This is a genomic window from Dakarella massiliensis (genome assembly GCF_001182045.1).
GTDB classification, from domain to species: domain Bacteria; phylum Pseudomonadota; class Gammaproteobacteria; order Burkholderiales; family Burkholderiaceae_F; genus Mesosutterella; species Mesosutterella massiliensis.
On the sequence record NZ_CVTY01000005.1, the window covers coordinates 357,977 to 375,254 of the forward strand.

Genomic DNA, 17,278 nt, shown 5'->3' on the forward strand with positions numbered 1-17,278 from the left:
ATTAATGCTTGGGGCGGTAAAGCCCATGTTGGTTGATGTAAAGAGCTACCCCGTGCGGGAGCCAACTCTCAAGTTTAATTGCATTTTGCAGTGAGGCGGGCGCTGCCAGAAGCTTTCGGATCTCAGAGGAATTCGCTTCGTGCGGCGCCATCTGAAAGAAACAGACGGAGCCTGAGGGTGAAGCCGTGATGAGATCAGCCGGTACGTTTTTTTCTTCGGCCCAGGAGGCGATTTCCTGAGGAACCGAGAGGCGCTTTTTCCCGCGGTTGAAAACCGCGAGATTCGCATAATCCGTAAGCTCCTGCCAGGATTTCCAGGTCTTCAGATTGGCCCACTGATCCTGTCCCATCAGCAGCACGAGAGGAACAGGATTGCCGCCCAGTTTCTCCCGGAGTGCCTTCAGGGTGTCAATCGTATAGGTCAGACCGGGGCGGAAAACTTCCGTGAGATTCAGCTTCAGCCGGGGATTGCCCCGGATAGCCTGCTCGATCATCCGTGCCCGGTCCGTGACTGATGTGAGCACGCTCTTCTGCCACGGGCGAGGCGCAAGGAGAAAGTCAATCTGCTGCAGCTTCAGCTGATCCAGAGCCGAAGCGGCAAGCGCGAGATGCCCCTGATGGATCGGGTCAAATGTGCCGCCAAGAAGACCGATGCCTTTTCGTGCCTCAAAGGCGTTCTGGCTCATGGGTTGGTGGCCTGGCTCGAGAACAGCCGGGAAACCTTGCCCTTCTCCAGCTGCACGCCTGTCCAGTTCATCTGCTCGCGGCTGTTGCTGAATTCCTCAATCGTTTTGCTCGTGGACCAGAAGTACCAGCCATCATCCGCGGCATAGGTAGGCTGGCCGAACTTGGCGAGCACCTGTTCCCAGGTCATACCGGGGGTGACACCGCCGATTGAGACATTTTTTTCAGAACCTTTAAGCAGATGGCAGGTGCCTTTGCCGCGGGGGCTGAGACCATTTGACGCCATCTGAGCCTCAGTGACCGCGGGAGAACAGGTTGCGATCAGCCAGACTGAAAAATCATCGCTCCCGCTTCCCGTTGTGAGACAAGTCCAGTCGCGGGTGTAATCGCCGTCTCCCTCACGCATCAGGGAGAAGTGAAGCTTCTTCGCCAGATCCCGAATGGGGGTTGATTCGAGCGTGACATCCTCGGATCCGATCCTGATGCCCTGGGTAACCGGCTTGCCTTCAACTGGACGCCCAGCGACCAGGCTTTCGGGATAAGCGAAAGGCTCGGCAACGGAAGACGCATAAGCGGCGGTTTGCAGACCCGCCGCGGCTACTGCGCCAATAAGGAGCTTGATAGATGAAAGTGTTTTCATAATGTGCGGAAAGGCGCGGAAACGGCGCGCCTCTTGTCACAGAAAGTACCACAAAAGCCGGGGAGAGAGGCAGTGACTCGGATGAAAATCCCCAAAAAGCAGGAAGGCTTTTTGGGGAGCTGCATCAGAATCCGGCTGTGCGGAAAAACTTACTTGATCGCTCTCCAGCCGATATCCGTGCGGTACTGCATACCCTGCCAGCTCACCTTGCGCACGGCTTCGTACGCGCGGCTCTGGGCTTCGCGGATGTCATCCCCCAGTCCGACCACGCAGAGCACGCGGCCGCCGTTCACGATCATGCGGTGTTCAGCGTGCCAGGCCGTACCGGCATGGAAGACGTGATGCGTTTCGTCATTCTCAGGGAGAGACGTAATCACGGCGCCCTTCTTCGGGCTTTCCGGATAGCCTTCGGCAGCGCAGACCACACCGAGCGCCACGCGGGAATCCCATTCGATCTTCGCCTGGTCGAGACGGCCGTCGATAGCGGCTTCAAACACGTCGGAAAGATCGCTCTTCACGCGGCTCATAATCGGCTGCGTTTCCGGGTCGCCCATGCGGCAGTTGAATTCAAGCACCTTGACGACAGGCGTGCCGTCAGAGGCATGGCTGATCATGAGGCCGGCGTAAAGGAAGCCCGTGAAGGGGTGACCTTCAGAAGCCATTCCATCAATCACCGGGCGGATCACCTTTTCCATCACGATCTGATAGACATCGGGCGTCACCACAGGCGCGGGGGAATAGGCTCCCATGCCGCCGGTGTTCGGGCCCTTGTCCTGGTCGAGCAGACGCTTATGATCCTGGGAGGTTGCCATCGGAAGCACATGCTCACCGTCGCAGGCGACAATGAAGGAAGCTTCCTCGCCATCAAGGAAATCTTCGATAACCACACGTGAGCCGGCGGAGCCGAAGCTGTTGCCTTCAAGCATGTCATCGACAGCCTTCAGAGCTTCTTCAACCGTCATTGCCACGATCACACCCTTGCCGGCCGCAAGACCGTCAGCCTTGACGACGATCGGTGCACCGTGCTGAAGAATGTACTCGCGGGCGGCCTTGTCATCGGTAAAGGTCTGATACTCAGCAGTCGGAATGCCGTGGCGCTTCATGAAGGCCTTCGCGAAATCCTTGGAAGACTCAAGCTGCGCGGCAGCCTGCGTCGGTCCGAAGATCTTTTCGCCGCCCTTGCGGAAGACGTCCACGATACCTGCGGCAAGCGGCGCCTCGGGACCGACCACCGTGTAGTCGACGCCGTTTTCGCGCACGAACTTCAGGAGCCCTTCCAGATCCGTCGCCTTGACGGGAACGTTCGTGAGAAGAGGATCCGCATCGGTTCCTGCGTTGCCGGGGGCAACGTAAACCGTCTGAACATGTTCGCTTTGAGCGATACGCCAGGCAAGAGCATGCTCGCGACCGCCGCTGCCGACAACCAGAACTTTCATAGAGAACTCCATAGTGCGCTCATGCTATAGATGAGCGTGGGAAATAGCGCCAAATATAAAAAACGGCCGTGTTGATGAACACGGCCATGTGAATCCTGAGCAGAAGGGCGGTCCGGCAGGCCGAACCGCGGGAGCGCCCTGATTGCTCTTACTCTTCGTCTTCCGGAAGGTCGAGTTCGGCGGAGCAGTAAACCTGGCTCACGTCGTCGTTGTCTTCCAGTTCGTCGATGATGCGCTGCATCTTTTCAGCATCTTCGCCGGAGAGAACCGTCTTGTTGACCGGCTTCATCGTGATTTCGGCGTAGATGGGGGTCATGCCGGCATCTTCCAGAGCCTTCTGAACGGCTTCGAATTCCTGGATTGTGGGGGGCGTCACGATTTCAATCGTGCCGTCTTCATTCGCCACGACGTCCTCAGCACCCGCTTCCAGACCGACTTCCATCGCTTTGTCTTCATCGGCGCCGGAGGGCAGCACGATCAGACCGCAGTGCTTGAACATGAAGGCCACGGAGCCTTCAGTGCCGAGCGAGCCGCCGTTCGAGGTCAGGATGTGGCGGACATCAGAAACCGTACGGACCTTGTTATCCGTCGTGCAGTCGATGATGAGAGCCGCGCCGGAAACGCCGTAGCCTTCATAGCGGACTTCTTCGTAGCTCACGCCTTCCAGCTGGCCGGTGCCCTTCAGAATGGCGTTCTTGATCGTGTCCTTCGGGACATTGGCGCCGCGGGCCTTGACGAGGGCGAGACGGAGCTTCGGGTTCATGTCGGGATCACCGCCGCCGCCAGCGCGGGCCGCGATGATGATTTCACGGACGATCTTCGTCCACATATTGGAGCGCTTCGCATCCTGACGACCTTTGCGGTGTTGGATGTTGGCCCATTTTGAATGACCGGACATGCTAGTACCTTAATGAATGTTCAGATAAAACCTCATCAACGGCGCCTGATGGTGCTGAAGATGAACAGAAAGTCAAAAGTGTCTGTATTCTAATCATCCCGGCGGGGGGATAGGAAACAGAATGGAAAAAACTGAGGATTATTCCTGAGGAGATAGTTTAAAAACACTCCGGAACCGGTTTCAGAGGCATCTGATGCCGGACATCTACCCGTGAAGGGATAGAAAAATATCAGAATTTACCCTGAATATCTATCAAAATGAGTACAGCAATACGCTGTATCTAACACTCCTTATTGAGAAAAGTTCATAATCCTTTTGTGGTATTGTGAGTACCCTTCCTGACCATGGATTCCAGGTACCCGTGGAGGCGGATGAGGATCCATGTGTAGGTAAATAACAATAAAGAGGACAAAATGGTCGAAGAACACGGGCAGAGGACGCTGTTGATCGTGGATGAAAGCCCCATTTTTCGTCAGGCCCTGGCTCAGCTTCTGAAGCAGAAAGGGGTGTTTACTGACGTGGTGGAGACAGGTTCTGTATCCGAGGCAGAGTCGGATATTTCCACTCAGGACTTCACCATGGTGATTATTGATCTCGCGCTTCCTGACCATAAGGCGCTGGAGATTCTTCGCCAGGTGAAAGAGCAGAAGAAAGCCTGCAAAGGCGTGATTCTCCTGCAGGGAGCTCATAACGACGAACTGATGGCGGCGATCCGCCTCGAGGCGGATGGATTCCTGACAAAGAACCACATGCCTGATGACATGGTGACCATGATCCGCCGAGTACTGCAGGGCGAGATGGTGATCAGTGACCGTCTGACGAACGTGCTCGCGCTGACGCTCAGAAACGGGAACGAAGAGGAAGAGCGGAATGTTGACTGCCTCACCTCCCGCGAGCAGGAAGTGCTGAGCTATATCGCCTCAGGCATGAGCAACAAGTCGATCGCCGCCCGTCTCTCTATTACTGACGGCACGGTCAAGGAGCATGTGAAACATATGCTGAAGAAGCTCGGCTTCCGCTCACGCGTTGAAGCCGCTGTGTGGGCGAGCGAGCGGGGCTTTAAGAGCCCTGACGAACCCGCTGCGGACTCTGGGGCGTCCTCCTCTCAGCAGGCTGACCTTCCGACACGGGTTCACTTTGCCTGACAGGGCGCTGCAAAACAGCAGTTCTGAAAAGTACATTTACTCGCAGTTTTCTCTTTCCTTCTGAAGAAAGTTGAGGTTCAAATGGCAATTCGTAGCTATGACTTCGCCTATGGGCGTGGCCGCAAGCAGTTCTCCCTGGATGACTCGCTCGTCCTGAAGGAGATCCGTACAGAGGATTTCGCGCCGATGACGGACATCAAAGGCGGGGTGCTTGAAGCCATCCGCCATCCGATCGGCTGCCCGCCGCTTGATGAAATCGTGAAGCCGGGACAGACGGTCGCCTTCATCTGCAACGACCTCACGCGCGTTGCGAATTCGTACGACTTCATGCCGGTGTTCCTTGATGAAATGAACCGGCTCGGCGTTCCGGATGAGAACATGAAGATCGTGTTTTCGCTCGGCACCCACCGCAATATGACGCATGATGAAATGGTCGAAGCCGTGGGCGCGGAAGTCGCCTCGCGAGTGAAGATGATCAATTCGGACTGCCATGTGGATCAGGACTTCCTTTATTTCGGGCAGACTTCCCGCGGTACGCCTGTGCTGATCAATAAGAACATCTGTGACGTGGACCACGTCATTCTGACCGGCACGATTGTTTACCACTATTTCTCTGGCTACGGCGGAGGGCGCAAGGCTGTTCTTCCGGGCTGCGCCGCGATGGAAACCGTGCGCAAGAATCACAGCTTCATGCTGGATCCGCATGCGGGTCTTGGCAAGACGGTGGGCAACCCTGTCTATGAGGACCAGATGGAAGGCGTGGCGCGCTTTGCGAAGGGCCGCTCGCTCTTCCTCTTCAACGCCGTGCTGAACGCAAAGCATCAGTTCCTGAAGATGTTTGCCGGCGACTATGTGAAGGCTCACCAGGTGGCCTGTGAGTTCGTTGACAAGGTTTACGGTGAAGTGATCAATCAGAAGGCGGATCTCGTGATCGCTTCCTGCGGCGGCTGGCCGAAGGACATCAATGTCTATCAGATGCAGAAAACGATGGATAACGCCTCACTCGCAGTTCGGGATGGCGGTGTCGTGATTCTGCTCGCGGACTGCGAGGAAGGCAGCGGCTCTCAGGTGCTGGAAGAAACCTGCCGTCGTCTGGGTTCTCCGGACGCGATTGAAGCGGAGCTGGAAAATAACTTTGTGATCGGCGCGAACAAGGCCTATGCCGTGACGCGGAATATGAAGCACGCGAAGTTCATTCTGGTGACGAGCCTGGATCGCAAGATGGCGAAGGAAATGCTCTTCACAGGTGCGGTCGACACGGTTGAAGAGGCGCTTGAAATGGTGAAGACCTACGTGGGCGATCATCCGAAGATCATTCTGATGCCGGAAGGCAGCCTCACGGTGCCCCGTCTTCAGAAAGCATAATTAATCAGGCAAAACACCTGCTCTGACCCCATGTCGGTGCTCCGCCATAGGGTCTTATTTTTAAGTGATGAGTGAAAGAATTCTGTTTGATGAAGCGCGCGACGCGCGGATAGGTCTGCCGGAGGCAGTGTTCAGTGAGGGAAAAGATCCCGAGAGCCTGAAAGAGCTGCTGCTGAGATTCAGACGCGGATGCGGGCATCCGATTCTTTTTACGAGGCTGAGCGTCAAAGCCCTGGAAGCTCTTCCCGAAGACGTTCGCGAGGGTTACAGCTACGACCCGATTTCCCGTACGGCGTATGGCGAAAAGATGCCGGAGCGGGGGGAAAATTATGGCTCGGTTGCCATTGTCACGGCAGGAACCTCTGACGCCTTTGTCTCGCACGAAGCTGGCCGCACGCTTGAGTATCTCGGGGTGAGGCACGAATACTTTGAGGATTGCGGCGTAGCGGGACTCTGGAGGCTGGAGAAGCGGCTTCCCGAGATCAACCGCCATAGTGTCGTGATTGTCTGCGCGGGACTGGACGCCGCGATCGCGAGCGTTCTTGGCGGCCTGACAGGAAAGCCTTTGATCGCAGTGCCCACATCCGTCGGATACGGAGCCGCGAGAGGCGGTGAAACAGCGCTTCACTCCACGCTCTGCTCCTGCGCTCCAGGCGTGACCGTGATGAATATCGATAACGGCTATGGCGCCGCCTGTGCGGCGGTCCGGATTCTGAATTCCCGCGCCTAGCAGAACAAAACCCCGCAGTTCTGAACTGCGGGGTTTATTTTTGCGTTGCGTTGAAGAGGCGGATTACTTTTCTTTATCCGCTTTCAGGAGTTCACGGACTTCCCGAAGCGAAATCCCCAGGCGCCGGGCTGCTGCCGCAAGATCGTCAAACTCAGGCTTTGCCCTGGAAACTCCCATGCCGGAAGCCTGCTTCAGGTGAATCGTTCCGGCCGGTGTGGGCACTTCGGAGAAACTCCGTTTCAGCATGACACGGTGCCGGACTTCAAAGCGGATTCCGAGCGTGGATGTGTGACGGAAGAAGAGTGTCTGAATCCGGTCGAGATCCTCCGCGTGGCAGAGGCAGGAGAGCATAGTGGCTGCCCGCCCCTTCTTCATGATGATCGGAGTGAGCCAGGCGTCGAGCGCGCCGTTTTCCAGCAGGATATCCCGCGCGAAGCTCAGATCCTCAGCCGTCATGTCATCGATATTGGCGGACAGCTCAGCGACATCGTCCGTGACGGCGTCTCCTTTTTCGGAAGATTCGCCAAGAAGGGAACGGAGGCAGTTGGGTTCCGGAAACTCCTTCGCTCCAATGCCGCATCCGGTTGCAATCGGAGTCATTGCGGGCATGGCGCCGAACTCATCCGCGAAATAGGCGATCAGGGCGGCACCGGTAGGCGTGCAGAGCTCTCCGGGGAACTTGCTCCCGTAAGACGGGATCCCTTCGAGCAGCTTCGCGGTGGCTGGGGTCGGAATGGGGAGGAAACCGTGACTGGTGTATGTCAGTCCGCTTCCCACACAGACCGGGGAACAGACAATTTTTTCTGCCCCCAGCATCCGGATCAGGTGACAGACGGACACGATGTCACTGATCGCGTCCTTCATGCCGACTTCATGAAAGTGAATTTCTCCCGGCGCAGCACCGTGAGCCGAGGCTTCTGCCTCAGCAATCCTCTGATAGACCGCGGCGGCGTCCTTCCGCACGCCCTCTGGAACGCGCAGCTTATCAATAATCAACAGCACATCAGCAAGCGACGAATGGCTGTGATGGTGATGATGGGGGTGATCCTCTTCAGCGTGATGGATCGGCGGGTGGGCAAGGAGCGTTTCCTCCTCTACACCGTTAATCACGACATGGGCGTGAAGCCCTGCCATCCCTTTTGAGGCTGATCTGACGAGCGTTGTTTTTACGCCTTCAAGCCCCATTCCGTTGACGGTATCCAGATAAGCATTCGGATTCGGGAGGAGTGACGCGAGGCTTGCGGTCAGCATATCGCCCGCCGCTCCCATGTTGCACTGCAGATAGAGGATTTTCATAGACAGCAGGATATTCGGTTTTATGGATGAATCATTATCAGCTGAATCAGAAAAGCAGCTGACACCAGGCAAACAAATAGGGCTCCCGAAGGAGCCCTACTGTGTCTTAATTTCTCTCAGTTTTTATGTTTTGATGCAGCAAGATGAGCCGCTGTGAATTAGAGCCAGCCGTAGAGGTAACCAAGGCAGGTACCGACAACGGTAGCAGTGATCACGCCAATCAGACCCGGGATGATGAAGGAGTGATTGATCACGAACTTGCCGATGTGAGTCGTACCGGAGCGGTCAAACTGCAGAGCCGCAAGGTCAGACGGGTAGGTCGGCAGGATGTAGTAGCCGTAGCAGGCGGAGATCATGGAGACCGCGATGCCGGTCGGAACACCGACCTGAACAGCGACAGGCAGAATGATGGCCACAGCAGCAGCCTGGGAGTTCACGAACTTGGACACGACCAGCAGCACCACGGCGTAGAGCCAGGGGTAGGACGTGACAGCGCCCGTCAGAGCCTGCTTCAGTTCAGGCAGGTGAGCCTGGAAGAGGGAGTCAGACATCCAAGCCACGCCGTACACAGCAGCAATTGCGATAGCGCCAGCGCGGAACACGGAGCTCTTGCCAACGTCAGCAGCGCGGGTGCGGCAGAAGATCACCATCAGAGCGCCGGCAGTCAGCATCATCATCTGAATGATGAGCGTCATGGACATAGCCTTGCCGCCGAACACCGGACGGAGGCTCTTGGTGGCACCGAAGACAGCCACGATTGCCACGCACCCGAGGAAGATCCAGAGGGCACCCCACTGGGACTTGGCAAACTTCTTGCCGAGCAGCGTGGTGGAGTCGCCGTAGACGTACTCTTTCTGTTCCGGGTCGGAAATCAGCTTCTGGAATTCCGGATCCTTGTCCAGATCCTTGCCGCGGAAAACGGAGTAGGTAGCTTCAGCGAACACGCCGATGAAGCCAGCCGGGATCGTGACGGACAGAATCGTCAGAAGGTTGACAGCCTGGCCGTTCGGCAGGGTGTGACCGTCAAGAATTGCGACGGCAGACACCAGAGCGACGGAAGCAGGAGAGCAGATGATGCCCATCTGAGCAGCGATCGTCGAAGCAGCCATCGGGCGTTCCGGACGGATGCCGGTCTTGATAGCCACGTCATAAATAATCGGCAGCAGGGTGTAAACCGTGTGGCCCGTGCCGCACAGGATCGTGAGGATCCAGGCGCAGTACGGGGCGATGTACACCACGAGACGCGGATGGGAACGAAGAGCCTTTTCAGCAACCTGCAGCAGGCAGTCAAGACCGCCGGAAGCCTGAAGCGTAGCGGAACCCATGATCACGGCCAGAATGGTCAGAATCACGTCAACCGGGGGCTTGCCAGGCTTCACATGGAAGCAGAACACCAGTACGATCAGACCGATACCGGAGATCAGGCCGAGAGCCATACCGCCCTTTCTTGCACCGTAGAACAAGCAGATCAGTACGACTAGAAGTTCAATCCAGAATATTGTTGGAATCATTTTTCTCTCTCTCTACTCCGAGAAGAATAAGACGGTGTTATTTTCTCATAAGGAGGTAGTACTAGGTAGGAAAAAAGGACTAATTCTTGATTTAGGACGATATGTAAAGATAGCTATTTTTTATGGGTTGACTTGGTACTAATGAATTCAGGAAAAATGCTTAGATGAATTTTATATATCCGAATATATAAAGAAACCCGGAAATCGGGCGTGTCGGAGGGTGATATCTTGAGTTCATGAGGCGGTGATTGCATAGAATCCGGTGGAAAACGTTATTTTCCAGGGTGCATTCACCTGATGGAGGAGATGATCAGGGGATTTTCTGGATGAGTACCTATAAAGAGTAAATATTTTGAGCGCATTTCAGAAGGCGCTTTGAAGCTGTTGCTCCGCCCCATTTTCATTTCCGGCAGAAAAAAGCCCCGCATTTCTGCGGGGCTTTTCACTGGTTCCGGCCGTCAGACCGGAGTGAGCGGAATTACTCGTTCACATCGTACCAGGGATTCTGAGGCACATAGCGTTCAGCCGGAGTTCCAAGCTTCACCTGGTCAGCGCCGATGCTGTAGTACTTAAGGGCAGTGGCGGCACCGCAGAGGATCATCAGAACCGTGATCACGATCATGGCCTTGCGGAGACCTTCGCGTTCGCCGCTCCAGATGCCCCACTTCACGAGCACGCGGTACAGACCGATCAGGCCGTGCGTTTCAGCGGCAATGAGGAAAATGAAGGTGTAGAGCAGACCGTCATGATAGGCATGCACACCGGAAAGGTTGGGGCCGATGCCGGACGGGTTGGTCAGCATGGAGATCACGTGCGGGAAGACGCAGATCAGCAGCACGACAGCGGTCACGATCTGGATAGCCCAGAGGGTGGTGTCGGTGTGATGGATCAGGCGGACATGGTTCTTCATGTCGCGGCACTGATGATAGCTGCTCGGGAAGCGGCGCAGAGCGCAGAGACCGTGGATGCAGATGAGGAGCGTGATCAGGCCGACGAAGATCACGTGAGCCCATTCATGGGGATGACCGCCGATGAAGGTGAGGCCGGAGGTCGCCACCAGGTTCCAGAACAGATCCTTGGAGATCTGGATGGAGCTCGTGAATGCCATGTGGCAGAAAAGGAAAATGGCCAGCAGACCGCCGGTCACAGACTGGGCGACATCGCACCAGGCCGTCCACTTGGAGCGGCGGGGCATGTCCTTATCGTTGATGGCGCCCTTGATGTTTTCATCCAGCGTCGGCGTATGGGCGCGGAGGATATTGTCTGGGAGTTGCATGGAACAGGTCTCCAAAATTGCAGTGTGTCGCCGTTTATTGGCCGGCGTAAGTATTTTTTCTAGCAGACCATACTACTTTTGTCTGATGGCCTACATTGTGCTCTCCGCCGCAGGAAGTGAATTTAACCTATATCAATAAATTAGCCCTGTTAAGGATAATTAAAGGACAAAAAATAAGGGATAACCCTTAAATAAAACCTGATTTATCAGGCTTTAAAAGGGATAACCCTTAAATTTAGTGAAAAACTTAGAGATCAGAGCGTGCCGAAAATTCTGTCGCCGGCATCACCGAGGCCCGGAACGATATAGGCATTCTTATCCAGTTTTTCATCCACCGACGCGACATAGAGGTCGATATTCGGGTGAGCCTTGAAGAAAACTTCAACGCCTTCAGGTGCCGCAACGAGAGCGAGGAACTTGATGTTATCTTCCATGGCGCCGCGTTTCAGAAGTACATTGACGGCGTGCACGGAGGAGTTGCCGGTGGCCAGCATCGGATCCACGATGATGCAACGGCGGTTCTTCAGTTCCGGAGGCATACGGACCAGGTACTCGACCGGCTGCTTGTTTTCGTCACGGTAGAGACCGATATGACCGACGCGGGCAGAAGGCATCAGAGCGAGGAGACCGTCGGACATGCCGAGGCCGGCGCGGAGCACGGGAACAATCACATCCTTCTTGCCGGCGATCACGGGAGCGCGCATCGGGGCGACAGGGGTCTCGATACGGCGAGTCGTGAGGGGAGTGTCGCGGGTGAGCTCATAGCCCATCAGCATCGTGATTTCCTTCAGAAGAATACGGAAATCCTTGGTAGAACACGATTTTTCCCGCATAAGGGTGAGCTTATGCTGCACGAGCGGATGATCAACAATGTGGAGGTGGGGATAGCGGGGATCGGTTTTCAAGGGAGACTCCAGATAAAAACGATGATTAACCGGGTAATTTTAATACCATGCATGACTTCGGATTCTGCATAAGTTTTCGGCAACAGATGTGGCTTTGCTATAGGATTGAATTATGAGCCGTCTCAAAGCGCGGAATTCGTGAGCAAATCCGCGGTGAAAGGAGAAAAAAATGACATTTCGATCCATGGGTGTATTGATCGTTTTCCTGGTGTCGCTGCTGTTCGTCGTGGTCAACTGGGGCCCGATCATGACGCCGATGCCTATCAGCTTCATTCTCTTCACCGTCAATGCGCCGCTGGGGCTCTTCCTGATTGTGGGCGGAGCACTGGTTTTTGTGGTTTGTCTCCTCTGGATGCTCTGGAAACAGGCGACAACGCTGGTAGATCTGCAGAAAGCAAACCGCGAAGCGAGGACCGCCCGAGCGGCTGCTGAGACGGCGGAAGGCTCCCGGATTGTGAAGTTTGAAGAGGGGCTCGATGAGCGTTTTGTCCGGTTTGAAAAAGATCTGCTTGAAAAGGTGGCAGGTGAGCTGAGGGCGAGCCGCGAGTCAGACGAAGCCGTGAAGAAGGATCTGCAGCAGACGATCGAGCAGATGAAGCAGAGTCTTGATGCTTCGGTGAAGGCCCTGAAGGAAGTCGAGGAACAGACCAATCAGAGACTGATCTGACACGGTTGGATTCGGAAAACTGAAAGCCCCGCAAAATCTTTTGATTCCGCGGGGCTTTTGCTTGTCAGCGAATGCGGTTTCTGGAATTATTCCGTGAGACCGGATTCCTGATGCAGGCGGGTGATGTAATCCACTTCCTCAGCGGCGCCAAGGAACACGGCAACGCGCTGGTGGATCTTCTCGGGCTGAATTTCCATGATGCGGCGGAAACCGTTGGTTGCCTTGCCGCCAGCCTGTTCAATCAGGAACGACATCGGGTTCGCTTCATACATCAGACGGAGTTTGCCAGGGCGGTCCGGATTCTTATCGTCCTTCGGGTAGGTGAAGAAACCGCCGCGGCACAGAATGCGGTGGACTTCGGCCACAAAGCAGGCAATCCAGCGCATGTTGTAGTTCTTGCCGCGGGGACCTTTCTTGCCGTCAAGGAGTTCGCCGACGTACTGCTGCACGGGCTTCAGCCAGTGACGCTGATTGGAACAGTTGATGGCGAATTCTGCCGTATCAGCAGCGATGCGGATGTTTTCTTTCGTGAGGTAGAAAACACCGGTCGAAGGATCAAGCGTAAAGGCGGAGACGCCGTGACCCAGAGTGAAAACGAGCTGAGACTGCGTGCCGTAGAGCGCGTATCCAGCTGCAGCCTGATTCACGCCGGGCTGCATGAAGTCAGCCTCAGTAATGTCGCGCTTCTTGCCGCCGGGGCAGGGAAGAACCGAGAAAATAGTGCCGATCGGGGCATCGATATCAATGTTGCTCGAGCCATCGAGCGGATCGAAAAGGATCAGGTAGGGGCCGACAGCGTAGTCGTCTGAAACGCGGAGAACTTCCGTCATCTCCTCGCTCGCGAGGCCTGAGAGCATGCCGCACGGTTCATTCGCCGTGCACATGATCTCGTTGCTGATCACATCGAGTTTCTTCTGATCCTCGCCCTGAACGTTTTCCGTTCCGGCCAGACCAAGAACGCCGGCAAGCGCCCCCTGAGAAACTTTCCCGCGGATATTCTTCGCCGCGTCAGCGACGGAGAGCAGCAGCGTGGTGAGCTCGTGGGGAACGCTGTTCTCGCGCTCTTCGCGGGCGAGATACTGATGAAGAGTCATCAGAGCCATGTTTGAACTACTCCTTAAGTAATCAGTTCTGAAAAAGACGGTATCAATCCGTGAGACCAAGAGACTTGTCGAGGATTTCCTGGACGCCGACCGGGAGTCCGGGGATATGCTTCGCCTCGTTAAGAACCTTGTACATCATCTGAGCGCGGTCCGGGGTGTAGCGTTTCCAGTGATCAAGCGTCCGGGCTACACGCGCGGCGACATATTCGTTGACAGAGCAGAGCTCCCTCAGAATCTGCAGCCAGAACTCGTAGCCTTTGCCGTCCTTGCGGTGGAATTCCGGCTCATTGTTGCAGAAGGCAAGAATAAGCGCGTAGACGTTATTCGGGTTCTTGATAGAGAATGCGCCGCAGTCCATCAGCTGGCGGACACGGGTAAGAGTGTCGGCTTCGCCCGGCTGTGTGCCGGCAGAGGCCTGGACCGTAAGCCACTTGTTGATAAGAATCGGATTACCCTGCCACTCCTTGGCGGCCTCAACCAGCATGCTGGTCTTCGCGGGGCTTGCTGAGTTCACGACGCTGGTGAGTGCAGCGAGCTTATCTGTCAGGTTGTTGGCCTTCTCAAACTGACTGCGGAGCGCGATCAGAGCTTTCGGATTGCCGCCGGTGATCAGATAGTCGTAGGCCAGATTCTTCAGCGAGCGGCGTCCGGCGGATTCGGAGTCCGGGGAGTAATCTCCAGGGGTCTCATAGGAGGCGGCCAGCTTGAAGAGGAGCGAGGAATAGCGGCGGCCGATTGCGGCCTTCAGTTCCGTACGGGCCTTGCGGATCGCATCTGGATCAATAACCGCGCGGGGTTCACCGATGAGGTTCTCGGCCGGAAGCTGCAGCGTGATGGCCCGGAAAGCCGGGGTGAGCGTTTCATCTGTCAGGATCTGCTCAAACGAGGAGAGCAGATTGTGATCCACTTCGGGCTTTCCACCCATTTCGATCACATCCGTCATGTCCTCAAGGACACCCAGCATCAGACGATTCATGGCATCCCAGCGGTTGAACGGATCTGCGTCGTTGCGGGCGAGGAAGGCGAGTTCATCGCGTGTATAGGCGTAGTCGAGGATCACCGGCGCGGAGAAATCGCGGAGGAGCGAGGGAACCGGGCGGGATCCGACGTTTACGAACGTCCACTCATTCTCTTCATCCTTCAGTTCAAGGACGCGAGTTGTGCCGAGAGGCGCGGTTTCCCCCTCAAGCCGCAGGGGAATGTCGTGGCCTTCGGAGTCCACGAGACCGACCGCGATCGGAATGACAAAAGGATGCTTCACGGGCTGTCCCGGTGTGGCGGGAGTGCTCTGGCTCGCGACAACTGTATAGGTGCTCGCTTCCGGATCCCAGTAGGTCTTCACCTGAACCCGGGGAGTCCCTGCCTGGCTGTACCAGAGGAAGAACTGTTTCAGGTCACGGCCATTCGCTTCAGCCATGGCATTGATGAAGTCTTCGCACGTAGCGGCACGGCCGTCGTTTCGCTCAATGTAGAGAGTCAGGCCTTTCTTAAAGCCCTCTTTCCCGAGCATGGTCTGAAGCATGCGGTAGATTTCCGCACCCTTCTCATACACGGTCATCGTGTAGAAATTGTTGATCTGACGGTAGCTTTCAGGACGGATCGGATGAGCCATCGGACCCGCGTCCTCAGGGAACTGACGCGAACGAAGGGCGCGGACATCCATAATGCGCTTGATGACAGCGGATTTGCCAAGCATATCGCGCGAGAACTCCTGGTCGCGGAAGACAGTGAGGCCTTCCTTCAGCGTGAGCTGGAACCAGTCCCGCAGCGTGACCCGGTCGCCCGTCCAGTTGTGGAAGTATTCGTGGCCGACAACGGATTCGATATTGAAGTAATCGAGGTCCGTCGCCATCTTCGGTGTCGCAAGCACGTAGCGGGTATTGAAGATGTTCAGGCCCTTGTTTTCCATGGCGCCGAAATTGAAGTCGTCGGTCGCGACCAGCATGAAGCGGTCGAGATCGTACTCGAGCCCCCAGCGGGTTTCATCCCAGTGGATCGCCCGCTTGATGCACTCCATCGTGTGTTCGGTCTTATCGGCATTCTGAGGCTCAACCCAAACCTGCAGCAGGCAGTCCTTGCCGTTAGCGAGCTTATAGACTTCCTCACGCTTCACCAGCTTTCCGGCGACAAGCGCGAAGAGATAGCAGGGTTTGAGCGAGGGATCTTCCCAGATGGCGAAGTGCCGGCCATTATCCAAATCGCCCTGTTCAATAAGGTTGCCGTTCGAGAGAAGGATCGGATACTGTTCTTTGTCAGCACGGATTTCAACATGGAACCGGGTCAGCATGTCCGGATGATCCGGGAAATAGGTGATCCGGCGGAAGCCTTCCGATTCGCACTGGGACATGAAGTTCCCATTGGACATATAGATGCCCGAGAGCAGCGTGTTCGCCTGCGGATGGAACTTGTTATAGATAGTGATCGTGGTCTTCTGGCGGATACCACGGATGATGAGAGCCTCGGGTGTAACCGTATAGCGTTCCGTGGAGAGCGGGCTGCCGTTCTCGAAAACGGAGGCAAGCTCGAGTTCGCTTCCATTCAGCACCAGGTCGTGGTCTGAATCCGTGAGCGGCTCAATGCGCATCGTGTTGTAAACCGTCGTGGTGACGGGGTCCAGATTGAAAACCAAGTTGATGTTTTCCACGCGGAAGGCGGGTTCCTGGTAATCAAGCCGGTTAATGACGGCAGAACTCATATCAACAAACTCCATCAGAAAAGCCAATGAGCCTCATTGTAAATGGGATGCAGGCGCTTGAAAGGCTGGACAGGAGGCTCCGGGCAAGAAAAAACCCGACAGTCAGAAACTGTCGGGTTTTTTGGATCAGTGCTTAGGACTGATTACTGGGCAGCAGCAGCGCTGGAGGCGGCAGCGTCAGAAGCAGCAGCTTCAGCGGAGGCAGCCTCGGAGGAAGCGGCAGCAGCGGCAGCGGCTTCAGCGGCAACGCTGGGACGCGGCTTGCCGGCGTTCACGGCGTCAGCGTCAGCCTGGGTGTTGAGGCCCGTGTAATCGTGGCCGGCCGTCTTATGGCATTCGATGCAGTTGACGGACGTATCCTTCACGAACTCAGTGTGGAAAGCAGCCACATCCGGGTTCTTGTCGTTCTTCATCTTGGCGAGGTTATGGCAGCCACGGCAGTTGGAGAAGCCGGTGGACTTCATGTATTCCTGAACGTCCTTGCTGAGTTCAGGAGCCATGGCCTTCTGCTTGTCATAGGTGTTCATGTGACCAGCCACTTCACCGAAGAAGGACTTGGAACCGGAAGTACCCTTGTGGATCAGCATGCCGATGTACTGGAAGCCGTTGATCTCGTGGGTGGAACCATACTTCAGATGGCAGTCAGAGCAGCCGGCGGTAACACCGGACGGGGTCTTGGCATGCTGGCCCTGATGATAGGCAGCATAGACATAATCCATGGAGTGGCAGAAGGAGCCGCAGAATTCAGTCGAACCGGCCCAATGAATCACGGAATTGAAGACACCGAAAGCGGCGAGGCCGATGACAGCGCCGACGAGACCGATCAGGATGGCGCCACGTTTGCAGTTTTTCATAACTCAGTACCCTACTGTGCGTACAGCCTTAGAAGTATCGGGACTCTAAAGACTGTCACTTTTGTATTTTTTAG

General features: G+C 55.9%; 15 protein-coding genes. 4 read left to right on the forward strand and 11 right to left on the reverse strand.

The genetic code is table 11. The annotated features are described in order from the left end of the window. Position 1: 1 nt before the first annotated feature. The 4 genes from nadD to BN1936_RS03360 all read right to left on the reverse strand — a co-directional run bounded on the left by nadD (position 2) and on the right by BN1936_RS03360 (position 3,657). Positions 2-685 (reverse strand): nicotinate (nicotinamide) nucleotide adenylyltransferase, encoded by a 684-nt coding sequence (gene nadD / locus BN1936_RS03345; protein WP_022443217.1) that lies wholly within the window; start codon positions 683-685, stop codon positions 2-4. Beyond that, on the reverse strand, positions 682-1,323 hold the full coding sequence (locus BN1936_RS03350; RefSeq protein ID WP_049686623.1) for a hypothetical protein: 642 nt from the start codon (positions 1,321-1,323) through the stop codon (positions 682-684). The genes nadD and BN1936_RS03350 overlap by 4 nt, the downstream gene beginning before the upstream one ends. A 149-nt stretch (positions 1,324-1,472) precedes the next feature. Then, a complete protein-coding gene (gene purD / locus BN1936_RS03355) occupies positions 1,473-2,759 on the reverse strand; it encodes a phosphoribosylamine--glycine ligase (protein ID WP_022443215.1) in 1,287 nt (428 codons plus the stop codon). Between the two features lie 148 nt (positions 2,760-2,907). Further along, positions 2,908-3,657: a YebC/PmpR family DNA-binding transcriptional regulator gene (locus tag BN1936_RS03360; protein ID WP_049686624.1), complete on the reverse strand. Its 750-nt coding sequence runs from the start codon at positions 3,655-3,657 to the stop codon at positions 2,908-2,910. Positions 3,658-4,070: 413 nt separating this feature from the next. On the opposite strand from BN1936_RS03360, the gene BN1936_RS03365 reads away from it, so the two are divergent. From BN1936_RS03365 to larB, 3 genes are all read left to right on the forward strand, one after another. Then, positions 4,071-4,802, forward strand: coding sequence for a LuxR C-terminal-related transcriptional regulator (locus BN1936_RS03365; RefSeq protein WP_049686625.1), 732 nt, complete (start codon positions 4,071-4,073; stop codon positions 4,800-4,802). Positions 4,803-4,883: 81 nt separating this feature from the next. Further along, positions 4,884-6,167: a nickel-dependent lactate racemase family protein gene (locus tag BN1936_RS03370; RefSeq protein ID WP_086936866.1), complete on the forward strand. Its 1,284-nt coding sequence runs from the start codon at positions 4,884-4,886 to the stop codon at positions 6,165-6,167. A 67-nt stretch (positions 6,168-6,234) separates the two neighbouring features. Beyond that, on the forward strand, positions 6,235-6,897 hold the full coding sequence (larB, locus tag BN1936_RS03375) for a nickel pincer cofactor biosynthesis protein LarB (RefSeq protein WP_049686626.1): 663 nt from the start codon (positions 6,235-6,237) through the stop codon (positions 6,895-6,897). 63 nt (positions 6,898-6,960) lie between these two features. Here the strand turns inward: larB and larC are convergent, their stop codons facing one another. The 4 genes from larC to upp all read right to left on the reverse strand — a co-directional run bounded on the left by larC (position 6,961) and on the right by upp (position 11,885). After that, positions 6,961-8,193: a nickel pincer cofactor biosynthesis protein LarC gene (gene larC / locus BN1936_RS03380; RefSeq protein ID WP_022443211.1), complete on the reverse strand. Its 1,233-nt coding sequence runs from the start codon at positions 8,191-8,193 to the stop codon at positions 6,961-6,963. 158 nt (positions 8,194-8,351) lie between these two features. Next, the gene (locus BN1936_RS03385) at positions 8,352-9,704 is read right to left on the reverse strand and encodes an anaerobic C4-dicarboxylate transporter (protein ID WP_022443210.1); all 1,353 of its coding nucleotides are present in this window, start codon (positions 9,702-9,704) and stop codon (positions 8,352-8,354) included. A gap of 478 nt (positions 9,705-10,182) precedes the next feature. Next, positions 10,183-10,980: a fumarate reductase respiratory complex subunit gene (locus BN1936_RS03390; protein WP_022443209.1), complete on the reverse strand. Its 798-nt coding sequence runs from the start codon at positions 10,978-10,980 to the stop codon at positions 10,183-10,185. A gap of 254 nt (positions 10,981-11,234) precedes the next feature. After that, positions 11,235-11,885 (reverse strand): uracil phosphoribosyltransferase, encoded by a 651-nt coding sequence (upp, locus tag BN1936_RS03395; protein ID WP_022443208.1) that lies wholly within the window; start codon positions 11,883-11,885, stop codon positions 11,235-11,237. A 169-nt stretch (positions 11,886-12,054) separates the two neighbouring features. Here upp and BN1936_RS03400 point away from each other — a divergent pair, with 169 nt between their 5' ends. Beyond that, the gene (locus BN1936_RS03400) at positions 12,055-12,552 is read left to right on the forward strand and encodes a DUF1049 domain-containing protein (RefSeq protein ID WP_022443207.1); all 498 of its coding nucleotides are present in this window, start codon (positions 12,055-12,057) and stop codon (positions 12,550-12,552) included. 86 nt (positions 12,553-12,638) lie between these two features. Here BN1936_RS03400 and BN1936_RS03405 read toward each other — a convergent pair whose 3' ends face one another. The 3 genes from BN1936_RS03405 to BN1936_RS03415 form a co-directional block, all read right to left on the reverse strand. Beyond that, positions 12,639-13,655, reverse strand: a complete 1,017-nt coding sequence (locus BN1936_RS03405; RefSeq protein WP_022443206.1) for a class 1 fructose-bisphosphatase — start codon at positions 13,653-13,655, stop codon at positions 12,639-12,641. Positions 13,656-13,698: 43 nt separating this feature from the next. Beyond that, positions 13,699-16,350 carry an aminopeptidase N gene (pepN, locus tag BN1936_RS03410; protein ID WP_022443205.1) on the reverse strand — a complete coding sequence of 884 codons (2,652 nt, stop codon included), beginning with the start codon at positions 16,348-16,350 and terminating at the stop codon, positions 13,699-13,701. A 143-nt stretch (positions 16,351-16,493) separates the two neighbouring features. Continuing rightward, positions 16,494-17,204 (reverse strand): cytochrome c3 family protein, encoded by a 711-nt coding sequence (locus BN1936_RS03415; RefSeq protein WP_082164440.1) that lies wholly within the window; start codon positions 17,202-17,204, stop codon positions 16,494-16,496. Positions 17,205-17,278 lie beyond the last annotated feature (74 nt).